The sequence below is a fragment of the Streptomyces sp. NPDC000983 genome (genome assembly GCF_040299205.1).
Lineage (GTDB): Bacteria > Actinomycetota > Actinomycetes > Streptomycetales > Streptomycetaceae > Streptomyces.
Map to the genome: position 1 here is coordinate 330,070 of NZ_JBEPBM010000002.1, position 14,236 is coordinate 344,305.

12 protein-coding genes are annotated in these 14,236 nt (G+C 71.3%); 7 read left to right on the top strand and 5 right to left on the bottom strand.

The window, feature by feature from the left end:
• Window positions 1-11: 11 nt before the first annotated feature.
• The gene (locus ABT296_RS03520) at window positions 12-413 is read right to left on the bottom strand and encodes a hypothetical protein (RefSeq protein ID WP_351922700.1); all 402 of its coding nucleotides are present in this window, start codon (window positions 411-413) and stop codon (window positions 12-14) included.
• Between the two features lie 165 nt (window positions 414-578).
• Between ABT296_RS03520 and ABT296_RS03525 the strand changes: the two genes are divergently transcribed.
• A complete protein-coding gene (locus ABT296_RS03525; protein WP_351922702.1) occupies window positions 579-1,124 on the top strand; it encodes a bacterial proteasome activator family protein in 546 nt (181 codons plus the stop codon).
• 97 nt (window positions 1,125-1,221) lie between these two features.
• On the opposite strand, the gene ABT296_RS03530 is transcribed toward ABT296_RS03525, so the two are convergent.
• On the bottom strand, window positions 1,222-2,844 hold the full coding sequence (locus ABT296_RS03530) for a protein kinase domain-containing protein (RefSeq protein WP_351922704.1): 1,623 nt from the start codon (window positions 2,842-2,844) through the stop codon (window positions 1,222-1,224).
• Between the two features lie 335 nt (window positions 2,845-3,179).
• On the opposite strand from ABT296_RS03530, the gene ABT296_RS03535 reads away from it, so the two are divergent.
• Window positions 3,180-4,745 (top strand): protein kinase domain-containing protein, encoded by a 1,566-nt coding sequence (locus ABT296_RS03535; RefSeq protein ID WP_351922706.1) that lies wholly within the window; start codon window positions 3,180-3,182, stop codon window positions 4,743-4,745.
• 62 nt (window positions 4,746-4,807) lie between these two features.
• Here ABT296_RS03535 and ABT296_RS03540 read toward each other — a convergent pair whose 3' ends face one another.
• Window positions 4,808-5,833: a phosphotransferase gene (locus ABT296_RS03540; protein ID WP_351922708.1), complete on the bottom strand. Its 1,026-nt coding sequence runs from the start codon at window positions 5,831-5,833 to the stop codon at window positions 4,808-4,810.
• A gap of 542 nt (window positions 5,834-6,375) precedes the next feature.
• Between ABT296_RS03540 and pdhA the strand changes: the two genes are divergently transcribed.
• From pdhA to ABT296_RS03555, 3 genes are read left to right on the top strand one after another with little or no spacing between them, the layout of a single operon-like run.
• Window positions 6,376-7,524, top strand: a complete 1,149-nt coding sequence (pdhA, locus tag ABT296_RS03545; protein ID WP_351922710.1) for a pyruvate dehydrogenase (acetyl-transferring) E1 component subunit alpha — start codon at window positions 6,376-6,378, stop codon at window positions 7,522-7,524.
• 2 nt (window positions 7,525-7,526) lie between these two features.
• Window positions 7,527-8,507, top strand: coding sequence for an alpha-ketoacid dehydrogenase subunit beta (locus tag ABT296_RS03550; protein WP_351922712.1), 981 nt, complete (start codon window positions 7,527-7,529; stop codon window positions 8,505-8,507).
• 10 nt (window positions 8,508-8,517) lie between these two features.
• A complete protein-coding gene (locus ABT296_RS03555; protein WP_351922714.1) occupies window positions 8,518-9,912 on the top strand; it encodes a dihydrolipoamide acetyltransferase family protein in 1,395 nt (464 codons plus the stop codon).
• A 56-nt stretch (window positions 9,913-9,968) separates the two neighbouring features.
• On the opposite strand, the gene ABT296_RS03560 is transcribed toward ABT296_RS03555, so the two are convergent.
• On the bottom strand, window positions 9,969-10,907 hold the full coding sequence (locus ABT296_RS03560; RefSeq protein WP_351922716.1) for a D-alanyl-D-alanine carboxypeptidase family protein: 939 nt from the start codon (window positions 10,905-10,907) through the stop codon (window positions 9,969-9,971).
• Window positions 10,908-11,103: 196 nt separating this feature from the next.
• The gene (locus ABT296_RS03565) at window positions 11,104-12,003 is read right to left on the bottom strand and encodes a D-alanyl-D-alanine carboxypeptidase family protein (RefSeq protein ID WP_351922718.1); all 900 of its coding nucleotides are present in this window, start codon (window positions 12,001-12,003) and stop codon (window positions 11,104-11,106) included.
• Window positions 12,004-12,266: 263 nt separating this feature from the next.
• Here ABT296_RS03565 and ABT296_RS03570 point away from each other — a divergent pair, with 263 nt between their 5' ends.
• Together ABT296_RS03570 and ABT296_RS03575 are read left to right on the top strand one after the other, a co-directional pair.
• Entirely contained in the window at window positions 12,267-12,941 is a 675-nt protein-coding gene (locus tag ABT296_RS03570; RefSeq protein WP_351922720.1) for a GntR family transcriptional regulator, read from the top strand.
• Window positions 12,938-14,230, top strand: coding sequence for an MFS transporter (locus ABT296_RS03575; protein WP_351922722.1), 1,293 nt, complete (start codon window positions 12,938-12,940; stop codon window positions 14,228-14,230). The genes ABT296_RS03570 and ABT296_RS03575 overlap by 4 nt, the downstream gene beginning before the upstream one ends.
• Window positions 14,231-14,236: the final 6 nt, after the last annotated feature.

Here is a 14,236-nt window from a genome sequence, read left to right on the forward strand (position 1 = left end):
CTCCGCGCACCTCAGTCCGGGCGGCGCAGGCGCAGGCCGACGAAGGCCAGGCCGAGGCCGAGGCCCATGAGCACCAGCCCGCTGCCCAGCGGCAGCACCTCCAGCACCGGCTCGGCCTCGACGGCCTGCTGGGCGGGCACCGGCTCCCGGGACGCCTCGGGGACCGGCTCACCCGGGGGTGTCCCGGTGGCCGGGGCGGACGGCACGGCCTCCTCGGGCGCGCTCACCCCGGGCCGTCCGGGCCGCTCCCGCCCCTCCCCGGCCGCGCTTCCGGCCCGGGACGGCACGGGGGCGGCGGCCGAGGCGGACGGGGACGGCGGGTCCTGCACGCCGTACGCCGTGCCGCTCCCGCCCGCCCACACCAGGGCGACCGTCAGGCCCGCGGCCCGCACCGCCCGTATCCATGGAGTCACGGAACCAGCCTCACACCCCCTGTCGAACCGGGCATTCCGGGCGCCGCCGCCGGGGCTAACCCCCGGGAGCGGCCGGGACCGGAAAGTTCGCCGGGACAAACGGTGGATCACCTGCCGTGGGGGGCACCACGCTGATGAGATGTGGGGGTGCGAGAGAATGGCGGCATGGAGATGCCGAGGAACGAAAGGTCGCCGGAGAACCCGCAGATCCTGGTCGTGGGCCAGGACGGCATGGCGCTCAGTGGTGGCAACGCGGACGAGGACTCCCGCGAGATTCCGGTGACGGAGCAGGTGGAGCAGCCGGCGAAGGTCATGCGGATCGGCAGCATGATCAAGCAGTTGCTCGAGGAGGTGCGCGCCGCTCCTCTCGACGAGGCCAGCCGGGTCCGGCTCAAGGAGATCCACGCCAGCTCCGTGAAGGAGCTGGAGGACGGCCTGGCCCCCGAGCTGGTCGAGGAACTGGAGCGCCTGTCGCTGCCGTTCACCGACGAGGCGACCCCGTCCGACTCGGAACTGCGCATCGCTCAGGCCCAGTTGGTGGGCTGGCTGGAGGGCCTCTTCCACGGCATCCAGACCACGCTGTTCGCCCAGCAGATGGCGGCCCGCGCCCAACTGGAGCAGATGCGCCGCGCGTTGCCCCCGGGCGTCGGTCACGAGGAGGGCCTGGACGACCCCCGCACCATCGGCCGCTCGGGCGGCCCGTACCTGTAGGACACGAGCACCTGTACGGACGCGAGTACCTATAAGGACAAGGGACAGGGAAGGGCCCGGCAGGCATCGCGCCGCCGGGCCCTTCCGGGTGTCCGTGTCAGGCCGGGTTGCCCGTGGAGACGTCGAACTTGAACGTGCCCGGGTCCTCGGGGTCCATGTCGGTGCCCGCCTCGGGGAACTGATTGATGATCGTGCCGTCGCCCCAGGTGTTCTCGTCGACGTCCCGGATCTCCCAGTCCCATCCGGCGGACTTGAGGCACTTCTTCACCGAGTCGATGTTCTTGAACGCGAAGTCGGGCATCTCGACCTTGTCGGGGTCGTTGTACGACTCCTCGGGCTCGGTGCACTCCGCCGGGTCGATCGTCCGGTTCGCGTCCGGGGCGCGGTAACCCTCCGCGGTCGTCGCCGACGGGCTCGGGGTACCGCCGCCCTTGTCGTCCTTCGTGGCGTCGCCGTTCAGCGACAGCGCGGCGATCAGACCGCCCACCGCCAGCACCGACACCACGATCGAGCCGATGATCACCGGCTTGTTGTTGCGGCCGCCACCGCCGCCGGAGCCGGACACCGTGCTCTGCGGGGTCAGGTTGTAGGGCGGCGGGGTCGAGGCGTACCCGGCGGGCGGCGGCGTCTGGTAGCCGTGCGGCTGCGGGTAGCCGTACGACGGGGCGGGCGCCGGGGTCGGCGTGCCGTACGGGTTCGGCGTCGGGGCCGGCTGGTAGGGCGTGTGGACCGGGCCGGTGGGCGCCGGGTTCGCCTGGTCGACCGGCGGGAACACCGCGGAGCCGACACCGGCGCCGCTGGCGGTCGGGGAGCCGGGCACGATGTTCGGGGCGGCGGCCTGGAAGGAGGACGCCACCCGCAGGCACTCGTCGCGCATCGCCTCGGCGCTCGGGAAGCGCTCGTTCGGGTTCTTCCGCAGCGCGCGGGCGACCAGCGCGTCCACCGCCGGCGGCAGCGAGCGGTTGACGGAGGACGGGGCGACCGGCTCCTCCTGGACATGGGCGTACGCGATGGCCAGCGGCGAGTCCGCCTCGAACGGCAGCCGCCCGGTGACCAGTTGGAAGAGCATGATGCCGACCGAGTACAGGTCGGAACGGGCGTCCACGCCGCGGCCGAGCGCCTGCTCGGGGGAGAGGTACTGAGGGGTGCCGACGACCATGCCGGTCTGGGTCATCGAGGTGACACCGGACTGCATGGCGCGGGCGATGCCGAAGTCCATGACCTTGACGACGCCGCGCTTGGTCACCATCACGTTGCCCGGCTTGATGTCCCGGTGGACCAGGCCCATCTCGTGGCTGATCTCCAGCGCCGCCAGTACGTCCGCGGTGACCTTCAGGGCCTTGTCGGCGGGCATCGCGCCCTGCTGCCGCACGTCCTCGTCGAGCACCGAGCCGAGCGGACGGCCCTCGACGTACTCCATGACGATGTACGGCATCGTCATGCCGTCCACGTCGTCCTCGCCGGTGTCGAAGACCGAGACGATGTTGGTGTGCGTGAGCTTGGCCACGGCCTGGGCCTCGCGGCGGAACCGCTCGCGGAACGCCTGCTCGCGGCCGAGCTCGGTGTGCAGGGTCTTGATGGCGACCTGGCGGTCGAGCACGGCGTCGTACGCCAGGTGCACCGAGGCCATGCCGCCCTCGCCGAGCAAGTCGCGCAGTTGATAGCGACCGGCCGCCAGTGCTCGTCCCGCGTACCGCCCGTGTGCGCCGTCCTGGCTCATGTCTCCGTGTCCCCCATAGCCGTTGGCGCCGGCGATTGTCGTTGATCGAAAGTGCTATTCCCGGCCAAGTCTGCCCCAGGGCAGTGACACGTCAAGCTCGGTGCCCGTTCCGTGACCGTACGCGAAAGAAGCGTCGCGCAAGCGTTACAGGGGTCGTACGGGCGGTACACGGAATTTGCACGAGGCGCGGGCTTGCGGGTTTCATGGCCGGTCCGTCCCCGACCGGCCGCGGGGCACCGTCCCGGACCGGAGGCTTGCGCCGAGGCTGTAGCGTGGCCCGACGGAGACCGTGACAACACCGCGCGCACCGCGGGCAGAAACGACGGCGAGGACCGATGGCACAGCAGCAGCGCGCTCAGGGCCCGTCCGACCCCGAGCCGACTGGCGGCGGTATGTCAGATGCGCCGGAGTTGTGGGGGAACGGCGGACTGGTCGGGGACGGCCGGTACCGGCTCACCCACAGACTGGGCCGGGGCGGCATGGCCGAGGTGTTCGCCGCGGAGGACGTACGTCTGGGACGTACCGTCGCCGTCAAGCTGCTGCGCGCCGATCTCGCCGAGGACCCGACCTCCAAGGCCCGCTTCACCCGCGAGGCCCAGTCGGTGGCCGGCCTCAACCACCACGCCATCGTCGCCGTGTACGACTCCGGCGAGGACTTCGTGGGCGGCCAGAGCGTGCCGTACATCGTGATGGAGCTGGTCGAGGGCCGCACCATCCGCGATCTGCTCATCAACGCCGAGGCGCCCGGGCCCGAGCAGGCGCTGATCATCGTCTCCGGTGTGCTGGAGGCGCTCGCCTACTCGCACCAGCACGGCATCGTGCACCGGGACATCAAGCCGGCGAACGTCATCATCACCAACAACGGCGCCGTGAAGGTGATGGACTTCGGCATCGCCCGTGCCCTGCACGGCGCGTCCACCACGATGACCCAGACCGGCATGGTCATGGGCACCCCGCAGTACCTCTCGCCCGAGCAGGCGCTCGGCAAGGCCGTCGACCACCGCTCCGACCTGTACGCGACCGGCTGTCTCCTCTACGAACTCCTGGCCCTGCGGCCCCCGTTCACCGGCGAGACCCCGCTGTCGGTGGTGTACCAGCACGTCCAGGACATCCCGACGCCGCCGTCGGAGGCGTCCGACGCCGCGCCGCCGGAGCTGGACGGCCTGGTCATGCGGTCCCTGGCGAAGGAGCCCGACGACCGTTTCCAGACCGCCGAGGAGATGCGCGGCCTGGTCCAGTACGGCCTGCAGATGCTGTACGACCAGGGCAGCCACACCGGCACCTGGAACACCGGCCCCGTCGACACGCACGACGGCCGGCACACCCCCTCGGGCGGCTTCGCGCAGACCTCGGTGATGGGCCACCCCGGTATGGCGGCCGGCACCACGCAGATCCCGCAGCCGATCCTGCCGGGCCGCTACGGCGACGGCGACGACGGCGGCTTCGAGGGGCACGGCAACCGGGGCAGCGGCCGCGGCAAGCTGTGGATCCTCGCCGTCCTCGCGGTGATCGCCATCGCCGCGGGCGTCGCCCTCGCGCTCAACGGCGACGGCGACAAGAACCCCGGCAAGGGCACCACCCCGTCGGCGACCAGCTCGCAGACCGAGGACGACGAGACGGCCAGCGAGACGCCGAGCGCCGACGAGACCGACGAGCCCACCGACACCGCCACCGACGACAGCACCGGCACGGACGGCGGCACGAACTGGACGCCGTCGGCGTCGCCGACGTACACCCCGTCCCAGCCGGCGACCAGCGAGGCGCCGGAGCCGACGGACCCCGAGACGGAGCCGACCGAGCCGACGGAGGAGCCCTCCGAGACGGCCGTCGAGCCCAGTGACCCGGTGGATCCGACGGGCGGCACGGTCGAGGGCGCCACGGGCGAGATCGACGGCACCTGACCCGCACACGACGACGGCGGCCCCCCACGCACGCGTGGGGGGCCGCCGTCGTGCGTGACCGGTCAGTCCACGAACGCCGCGCGCACCGCCTCGTACTCCCGGGTCCACCACACCACCAGCGCCGAGGCGGCCGGGAACTGCGGGTCCGCGCGGGGGTCGCCGCGCTCGTAGTGCCAGCGCAGCATCCAGAAGTCGTTCAGCCGTTCCCACCACACCCGGTGCACGGCCGCGGCCAGTTCGGCCGGTCCGGCGCCCGCGGTGCGCCGGTAGGCCCGCGCGTAGGCCCGCACCCGCTCCAGGTCCAGGGTGCCGAGGGGCCGCAGGAAGAAGATCGCGGCGGCCCGTACGGCCTCCTCCGCGCGCGGCTGGACGCCGAGCCGGTCCCAGTCGACGATCGCGGCGGGCGCGTCGCCCCGGTAGAGCAGGTTGAAGGGGTGGAAGTCGCCGTGCACCCAGCCCACCGGGCCGCCGTCGGCCGGCCGCCGCCCCGTGTGCCGTTCCAGCAGCGTGCGGCGTTCCAGCAGCCGGTGGCGGGCCAGTTCGTCGAAGGCGTCGACGGGGCGGTGCCGGCCGACCCGGCCCAGCAGATCCTCGATGAGGGCGAAGGTGTCCTCGGGGTCGGCGCTCACCGCGGCGGCGGCCCGGTCCCGCGGCGGCATCACGCGCTCCAGGCCCGCGTGCACCGCCCCCAGCAGCCCGCCGAGCCGGCCGCACTGGGCCGGGGTGAGCTGGCCGCCGTGCCGGTGGCCGCCGTCGATCCAGGGGTGCAGGGCGTAGGCGTGGCCGCCGACCACGGCGACGGTACGGCCGTCCCGGCCGGGCAGTGGCGGGGCCACGGGGACGCCCAGGTCGGCCAGGCGCCGGGTCGCGCGGTGCTGGCGGGCGATGGCGGCGGGGGCGGCGGTCTCGGGGTCGAAGTGGTGCTTGAGGAAGTACCGGCCGCGGGTCGTGCGGAGCCGGTAGCCGCGGTTGAGCAGCCCCTGGTCGACGGGCTCGCAGGTGACGGCGCGGCCGGCCGCGTACTGGCGCAGAAGGGCGCTCAGCGGGGGCGTGTGGGGTAAGGGGGGTGGTACACAAGGGCGCTGCACGCCGCAGATGCTAGGGCACGCGAGACGGCTGTGAGCTGGGCGTTGTCACAGAAAGTCAACGACAGTCGCGTTTGGTCACCAGGTGTTCCCGAAAGGCCTTTCCGTGGACATCCGGCCCCGCGGGGGCGCCGGCCCGTGTAGGCCGCGCCGATCCGGCCACGGCTCCGACCGTGGGGCTTCCGGCGGTGAATATCGGCATTTCGCCGATTTGTCGGCTTCTCCAAATCGGGCCCGTGAACTCTTCCGGTGACCTGGGTGCGCGGGATAACGTGCCGTTGCTCCGGCCTCCTGCAAGGCTGTGACCAGCACCCTTCGAGTCCCTCGCGATTTACTTGGAAATCCAAGCAAAAACGCAGGTCAAATGGGGTTTCACAGAAATGTGGAGCACTGGGTAACGTGATAGTTGCAGGGCGCTCGCCGGGGCACCTGTCACGCCTGTTCCGGCCGAGTGGCACCCACCCCGTGCACGGGTGCCGGACCAGGTGGAGCCGCAACTGGTCAATCCCGGCAACCCCGGGGGCCGGACCGACGGAGGAGCACACGTGACCGTGGAGAGCACTGCCGCGCGCAAGCCGCGACGCAGCGCCGGGACCAGGAAGTCCCCGAGCACCCAGCCCGAACTCGTTCAGCTGCTGACGCCCGAGGGCAAGCGCGTCAAGAACGCCGAGTACGACAAGTACGTCGCCGACATCACCGCCGAAGACCTGCGCGGGCTCTACCGCGACATGGTGCTCACCCGCCGCTTCGACGCCGAGGCCACCTCCCTGCAACGGCAGGGCGAGCTGGGCCTGTGGGCCTCGCTGCTCGGCCAGGAGGCCGCCCAGATCGGCTCCGGCCGGGCCCTGCGCGACGACGACTACGTCTTCCCGACCTACCGCGAGCACGGCGTGGCCTGGTGCCGCGGGGTCGACCCGACCAACCTGCTGGGCATGTTCCGGGGTGTGAACAACGGCGGCTGGGACCCCAACAGCAACAACTTCCACCTGTACACGATCGTCCTCGGCTCGCAGACCCTGCACGCCACCGGCTACGCCATGGGCGTCGCCAAGGACGGCGCGGACTCCGCCGTCCTCGCGTACTTCGGCGACGGCGCCTCCAGCCAGGGCGACGTCAACGAGTCGTTCGTCTTCTCGGCGGTCTACAACGCCCCGGTCGTGTTCTTCTGCCAGAACAACCAGTGGGCGATCTCCGAGCCCATCGAGAAGCAGACCCGCGTCCCGCTCTACCAGCGCGCCCGCGGTTTCGGCTTCCCCGGCGTCCGGGTCGACGGCAACGACGTCCTGGCCTGCCTCGCGGTGACCCGCGAGGCCCTGGAGCGCGCCCGGCGCGGCGAGGGCCCCACGCTGGTGGAGGCGTTCACCTACCGGATGGCCGCCCACACCACCTCCGACGACCCGACCCGCTACCGCCGCGACGCGGAGCGCGAGGCGTGGGAGGCGAAGGACCCGATCCTGCGCCTGAAGGCGTACCTGGAGAAGGAGGGCCACGCCGACGCCGCCTTCTTCGAGGAGCTGGAGACGGAGAGCGAGACGCTCGGCAAGCACGTCCGCGACGTCGTGCGGGCCATGCCCGTACCGGAGCACATGGCGATCTTCGACAACGTGTACGCGGACGGGCACGCGCTCGTCGACGAGGAGCGCGCGCAGTTCGCCGCCTACCAGGCGTCCTTCACGGGCGGAGAGGCCGAGTAACCATGGCTGTTCAGACGCTTCCCCTCGCGAAGGCGCTCAACGAGTCGCTGCGCAAGGCCCTGGAGACCGACCCCAAGGTCGTCGTCATGGGCCTGGACGTCGGCAAGCTGGGCGGGGTCTTCCGGATCACCGACGGCCTGCAGAAGGACTTCGGCGAGGACCGGGTCATCGACACCCCGCTCGCCGAGTCCGGCATCGTCGGCACCGCCATCGGCCTCGCACTGCGCGGCTACCGGCCGGTGGTGGAGATCCAGTTCGACGGCTTCGTCTTCCCGGCGTACGACCAGATCGTCACCCAGCTCGCGAAGATGCGGGCCCGCTCGCTCGGCGCCGTGAAGGTGCCGGTCGTCATCCGCATCCCGTACGGCGGCGGCATCGGCGCCGTCGAGCACCACTCCGAGTCCCCCGAGTCGCTCTTCGCGCACGTCGCGGGCCTCAAGGTCGTCACCCCGGCGAACTCCTCCGACGCCTACTGGATGCTCCAGCAGGCGATCCAGAGCGACGACCCGGTCATCTTCTTCGAGCCCAAGCGCCGCTACTGGGACAAGGGCGAGGTCGACACCGACGCCATCCCGGGCGAGCTGCACAAGGCCCGCGTCGCCCGTGAGGGCACCGACCTCACGCTCGCCGCGTACGGCCCGATGGTGAAGACCTGCCTGGAGGTCGCCGCCGCGGCCGCCGAGGAGGGCAGGTCCCTGGAGGTCCTGGACCTGCGTTCGGTCTCGCCGCTGGACTTCGACACCATCCAGACCTCGGTGGAGAAGACCCGCCGGCTGGTCGTGGTCCACGAGGCGCCGGTGTTCTTCGGTTCCGGCGCGGAGATCGCCGCCCGGATCACCGAGCGCTGCTTCTACCACCTGGAGGCACCGGTGCTCAGGGTCGGCGGCTACCACGCCCCGTACCCGCCGGCGCGCCTGGAGGAGGAGTACCTGCCGGGCCTGGACCGGGTGCTCGACGCCGTCGACCGTGCCCTGGCGTACTGAGGAGAGGGTCGTGACGACGATGACGGATGCGTCCGTGCGCGAGTTCAAGATGCCCGACGTCGGTGAGGGACTCACCGAGGCGGAGATCCTCAAGTGGTACGTGAAGGTCGGTGACACCGTCACCGACGGCCAGCCGGTGTGCGAGGTCGAGACGGCGAAGGCCGCCGTCGAACTGCCCATCCCCTACGACGGGGTGGTCCGCTCGCTGCACTTCCCCGAGGGCACGACGGTGGACGTCGGTACGGCGATCATCGCCGTGGACGTGTCGGGCGGCGCCGCCCCCGCCGAGCCCCCGGCCCCGGCCGCGGCCGAGCCCCAGGCGCCCGTGGCGGAGGAGGAGAAGCCCGCCGGACGCCAGCCGGTGCTGGTCGGCTACGGCGTGGCCCAGTCCTCCACCAAGCGGCGCCCGCGCAAGGGTGCGCAGGAGCCGGCCGCCCGGGCGGCGGTGCAGGCCGAGCTGAACGGGCACGGTCCGGTGGCGGTGCAGGAGCGCCCGCTGGCCAAGCCGCCGGTGCGCAAGCTCGCCAAGGACCTCGGGGTCGACCTCGCCACGGTGGTCCCGTCCGGCCCGGACGGCATCATCACGCGGGCCGACGTGCACGCGGCGGTGGCCGCGCCCGAGGCACCGGAGCCGGTGGCGCCCGCCCCGGCCCCCGTCGAGGCTCCCGTCGCGGCCCCGGCGCCCGTGGCGGTGTTCGACGGCGCCCGGGAGACCCGCATCCCGGTCAAGGGCGTCCGCAAGGCGACCGCGGCCGCGATGGTCGGCTCGGCGTTCACGGCCCCGCACGTCACGGAGTTCGTGACGGTCGACGTGACGCGCACGGTCAAGCTGGTCGAGGAGCTCAAGCAGGACAAGGACATGCAGGGTCTGCGGGTCAACCCGCTCCTGCTGATCGCCAAGGCCCTGCTGGTCGCGATCAAGCGGAACCCGGGCATCAACGCGTCCTGGGACGAGGCGAACCAGGAGATCGTGGTCAAGCACTACGTCAACCTCGGTATCGCCGCGGCCACCCCGCGCGGTCTGATCGTGCCGAACATCAAGGACGCGCACGACAAGACCCTGCCGCAGCTGGCCGGGTCCCTCGGCGAGCTGGTGGCGACGGCCCGGGAGGGGAAGACGTCCCCGGCCGCGATGCAGCACGGCACGGTGACCATCACCAACGTCGGCGTCTTCGGCGTCGACACCGGCACCCCGATCCTGAACCCCGGTGAGTCGGCGATCCTCGCGGTCGGCGCCATCAGGCTCCAGCCGTGGGTCCACAAGGGCAAGGTCAAGCCCCGCCAGGTCACCACCCTGGCGCTCTCCTTCGACCACCGCCTGGTCGACGGCGAGCTGGGCTCCAAGGTGCTGGCCGACGTGGCGGCCGTCCTGGAGCAGCCCAAGCGGCTGATCACCTGGGCGTAGCGGACACGGAAGGGGCCCGCCGCGAGCTTCGCGGCGGGCCCCTTCGCGCTGTGCGGTCAGTCCTGCTGGGCGCCCTGCGGCAGGACGCGCAGCTGCATCGTCGACGCGGTCGTCGAGCCGAAGGCGTAGTCCATCAGCTTGGCGGCGTCGGTGAAGCGGTTGGCGTCGTTGAGGAGCACGCCCACGACCGACTTGCCGTTGCGGGTGCCGGCGAAGACCAGGCAGGGCCCGGCCGGGGTGTTGGTGCCCGTCTTCACACCGGTCGCGCCGCTGTAGGAGCCGAGCAGCTTGTTGGTGTTGTACCAGGTGTAGGTGCGGGTGGCGCCGGTGCTGGAGGTGGCGTACTGCACCGTCTTGGTCTTCTTCACGATGCCCGCGAACGTGGAGTACTTCATCGCGCTGCGGGTGAGCTTGGCGAGGTCGCGGGGCGTCGTGTAGTTGGTGTTCTGCGTGGAGTTGCCGTCGAACGAGTCGAAGTGCGTCCTGGTCAGACCGAGCGCCTCGGCCTTCTTGTTCATCTTGGCGATGAAGTTCTTGGTACGGGCGGCGACCGTGGAGCCGGTGCCGAACTTGTCGGCCAGCGCCATCGCCGCGTCGCAGCCGGAGGGCAGCATCAGCGCGTGCAGCAGCTGGCGGACGGAGACCTTGTCACCCGTCTTCAGGTCCGCGGAGCTGGCGCCCTGGGCGGCGACGTAGTCGCGGTAGGACTGCTTGACGGTGACCTTGGTGTCGAGGTTCACCCCCTCGATGGCGAGGACGACCCGGGCCGTCATGATCTTGGTGGTGCTGGCCATCGGCAGCTTGGTGTCCGCGGCCTTGCTGTACAGGGTGGAGCCGGTGGCGCTGTCGAGCATGAAGGCGCCCTTGGCGGTGACCGTCGGGGCGGTCGCGGCCTGCGCGGGCGCGGTCAGGGCGCCGCCGGCCACCAGCGCGCCGGTCGTGACCACGACGGCGGCGGCTCGGCGGATACGTACGCCCTTGATGCCGGTTATCACTATGGATACTCCGAATATGCGAAATGTATTGGGGGGAAAGCGTGTTGGCCGGGCCTCGTGAGGAAGGTGGGCCCTCAGAAGACTCACAAGGGGGGCCGATGGATGTACGGCGGAAGGGAATTCGCCGTAAGGACGACGAAGGGCCCGCCGCTGGTTGCGGCGGGCCCTCGTTCTCTTTTCTTCTTCGCTGCGGGTGTCAGCTGATCTTGGCGTACCCGTAGTTGATCATCTTCTGCACGTCCGCGGTGCGGTTCGCCGCCGAGGAGGAGGTGAGCACCGTGCCCATCACCGTCTCGCCGTTCTTCGTCGCGGCGAAGACCAGGCAGTACTTGGAGGAGGTGCCCGAACCCGTCTTGACGCCGAGCGTGCCGTTCCAGCCGAGCAGGGTGTTGGTGTTCGTCCACGCCCCCATGGTCCGGATGGTGCCGGAGCTGGTGACCGTCTTGGCCGTGTACGACTTGGTCTTGACGACCGACTTGAACGTGGAGGACTTCATCGCGCTCCGGGCGAGCAGCGTCAGGTCCTTCGGCGTCGAGTAGTTCGAGCCGTTGCTGATGCCGTCGAACGAGTCGAAGTGCGTGTTCGTCATGCCGAGCTGCTTGGCCTTGTTGTTCATCTTGGCGATGAAGTTCTTGGTGCGGGCCGCGACCGTGGAGCCGGTGCCGAACTTGTCGGCCAGTGCCATCGCCGCGTCGCAGCCGGAGGGCAGCATCAGCCCGTAGAGCAGCTGGCGGACGGTGACCTTGTCGCCGACGATCAGCCGCGCCGAGGACGCCCCCTTGGACACGATGTAGTCGCTGTACGCCTTCTTGATGGTGACCTTGGCGTCCAGGTCCAGGTTCGACTGCGTGAGCACGACCTTGGCGGTCATGATCTTCGTGGTGGAGGCGGTCAGCCGCTTGGTGTTGGGGGACTTGTAGTAGAGCGTCTTCCCGGTGGCGCCGTTCATCAGGTACGCGCCCTTGGCGGTGACGGTGGGCTCCGCCACGGCCTGGGCCGGCGCCGCGGTGATGGCTGCCGTGGCGAACATCGCGCCGGTCGTGAGCGCGACGGCCGCCGCTCTGCGGATACGGACGCCGTTGCTGGCGGTTATCAACACAAATACCCCGAATTAGTCGAATGACCGTGTTGTGCGGCCGAGTTGCAAGGACAAGAAGGTGGGGCCGCACCTGTTTGACACGTAACTAGCACAGAAGGTTGTGCCCCCGCTGGGGTGAATGTGTCCGTTGCCCGGGAAAGTGTGGCCGGGGTGGCTCCGGGGTGCCTCCGGGATGGCTCTGCGGTGTCTCCGCGGCCTCCGCCGGGTCCGCATCCTGGACGCCGCTCCTCATGCGTACGTGTTGTATCTAAGATGTGCGCATGCCGTCAGCCCCGCCCGCCCCCGCACCGGCCGCCGTCCGGCAGCCGCCCGCCGCCGACCGCGTCTACGCCCACGTCAAACAGGGCGTCCTGGACCGCCGTTACGAGGGCGGCACGCTCCTGACCGAGGGCGAGCTGGCCGAGGCCGCCGGGGTCTCCCGCACCCCCGTACGGGAGGCGCTGCTGCGCCTGGAGGCGGAGGGGCTGATCAAGCTCTACCCGAAGAAGGGCGCCCTGGTGCTGCCGGTGTCGGCGCAGGAGATCGCCGACGTCGTCGAGACCCGGCTGCTCGTCGAGGAGCACGCGGCGCGCAAGGCGGTCCCCGCGCCCGCCGGGCTCATCGACCGGCTGACGGAACTCCTCGCCCGGCAGAAGGCCGAGGCCGCGGCGGGCGACCTGGCCGCCGCCGCCGTCACCGACCGCTGCTTCCACGCCGAGATCGTCCGCAGCGGCGGCAACGAGATCCTCGCCCGCCTCTACGACCAGCTCCGCGACCGCCAGCTGAGGATGGGCGTCGCCGTCATGCACTCCCACCCCGACCGGATCGCCAAGACCCTCGCCGAGCACGAGGAGATCCTCGACGCCCTGCGCTCGGGCGACGCGGAACGGGCCGTCGCCGTCGTCCACCGGCACGTCGGCTGGTTCTCCCACCTCGCCCGGGGCGAGGTCCGATGACCGCCACCCTGCCGGGCGACCCTCCCGGCGGCCGGCGCGCGCTCGCCGTCTGGGGGATCGGCGTCTCGGTCTACTTCGTCGCGGTCATCTTCCGCACCTCGCTCGGCGTCGCCGGCCTCGACGCCGCCGACCGCTTCGACGTCAACGCCTCGGCGCTGTCCACGTTCTCGATCCTGCAACTGCTCGTCTACGCGGGCATGCAGATACCCGTCGGACTCCTCGTCGACCGGCTCGGCACCAAGAAGGTGCTGACCATCGGCGTGGTGCTCTTCACGGCGGGCCAGCTGGGCTTCGCGTTCTCCCCGACGTACGGCATGGCCCTCGCCTCGCGGGCGCTGCTCGGCTGCGGCGACGCGATGACCTTCATCAGCGTGCTGCGGCTCGGCAGCCGCTGGTTCCCGGCCCGCCGCGGCCCCCTCGTCGCCCAGCTCGCCGGGCTCGCCGGCATGGCCGGCAACCTGGTCTCCACGCTGGTCCTGGCCCGGCTGCTGCACGGCGTCGGCTGGGAGGCCGCGTTCGCCGGCAGCGCGCTGGCCGGAGCGGTCGTCCTGGTCCTGCTGGTGCTCTTCCTCAAGGACCACCCCGAGGGCCACGAACCCGAGCCCTTCCCGCACCGGGGCGCCACCTATGTACGGCGTCAGATCGCCGCCTCCTGGCGGGAACCGGGCACCCGGCTCGGCCTGTGGGTGCACTTCACCACCCAGTTCCCGGCGATGGTCTTCCTGCTGCTGTGGGGCATGCCCTTCCTGGTCGAGGCCCAGGGCCTGTCCCGCGCCACGGCCGGCGAACTGCTCACCCTCGTCGTGCTGTCCAACATGGCGTTCGGCCTGGTCTACGGCCAGCTCGTGGCCCGGCACCACGGGGCCAGGCTGCCGCTGGCGCTCGGCACGGTCGGGGCGACCGCCGCGGTGTGGGCGGCCGCCCTCGCCTACCCCGCCGAGCACGCCCCGATGTGGCTGCTGATCGTGCTGTGCACGGTGCTCGGCGCGTGCGGGCCCGCCTCCATGCTCGGCTTCGACTTCGCCCGCCCGGCCAACCCGCCCGAGCGCCAGGGCACCGCCTCGGGCATCACCAACATGGGTGGCTTCGTCGCCTCCATGACGACCCTGTTCGCCGTCGGCGTCCTCCTCGACGCCACCGGCGACGACTACACGGTCGCCTTCTCGGCCGTGTTCGTCCTCCAGGCGCTCGGCCTCAGCCAGATCCTGCGGCTGCGCGGACGGGCGGCCCGGCGGGAGCGGGAGCGGCTGGTGGCGAGCCGGGTGGAGACGGTGCACGTTCCGGTCTGAGCACGG

Coding starts and splice junctions, on each gene's coding strand:
- ABT296_RS03570 (WP_351922720.1), top strand. CDS start 12,267: ATGCCGTCAGCCCCGCCCGCCCCCGCACCGGCCGCCGTCCGGCAGCCG.
- ABT296_RS03550 (WP_351922712.1), top strand. CDS start 7,527: ATGGCTGTTCAGACGCTTCCCCTCGCGAAGGCGCTCAACGAGTCGCTG.
- ABT296_RS03575 (WP_351922722.1), top strand. CDS start 12,938: ATGACCGCCACCCTGCCGGGCGACCCTCCCGGCGGCCGGCGCGCGCTC.
- ABT296_RS03525 (WP_351922702.1), top strand. CDS start 579: ATGGAGATGCCGAGGAACGAAAGGTCGCCGGAGAACCCGCAGATCCTG.
- ABT296_RS03535 (WP_351922706.1), top strand. CDS start 3,180: ATGGCACAGCAGCAGCGCGCTCAGGGCCCGTCCGACCCCGAGCCGACT.
- ABT296_RS03530 (WP_351922704.1), bottom strand. CDS start 2,844: ATGAGCCAGGACGGCGCACACGGGCGGTACGCGGGACGAGCACTGGCG.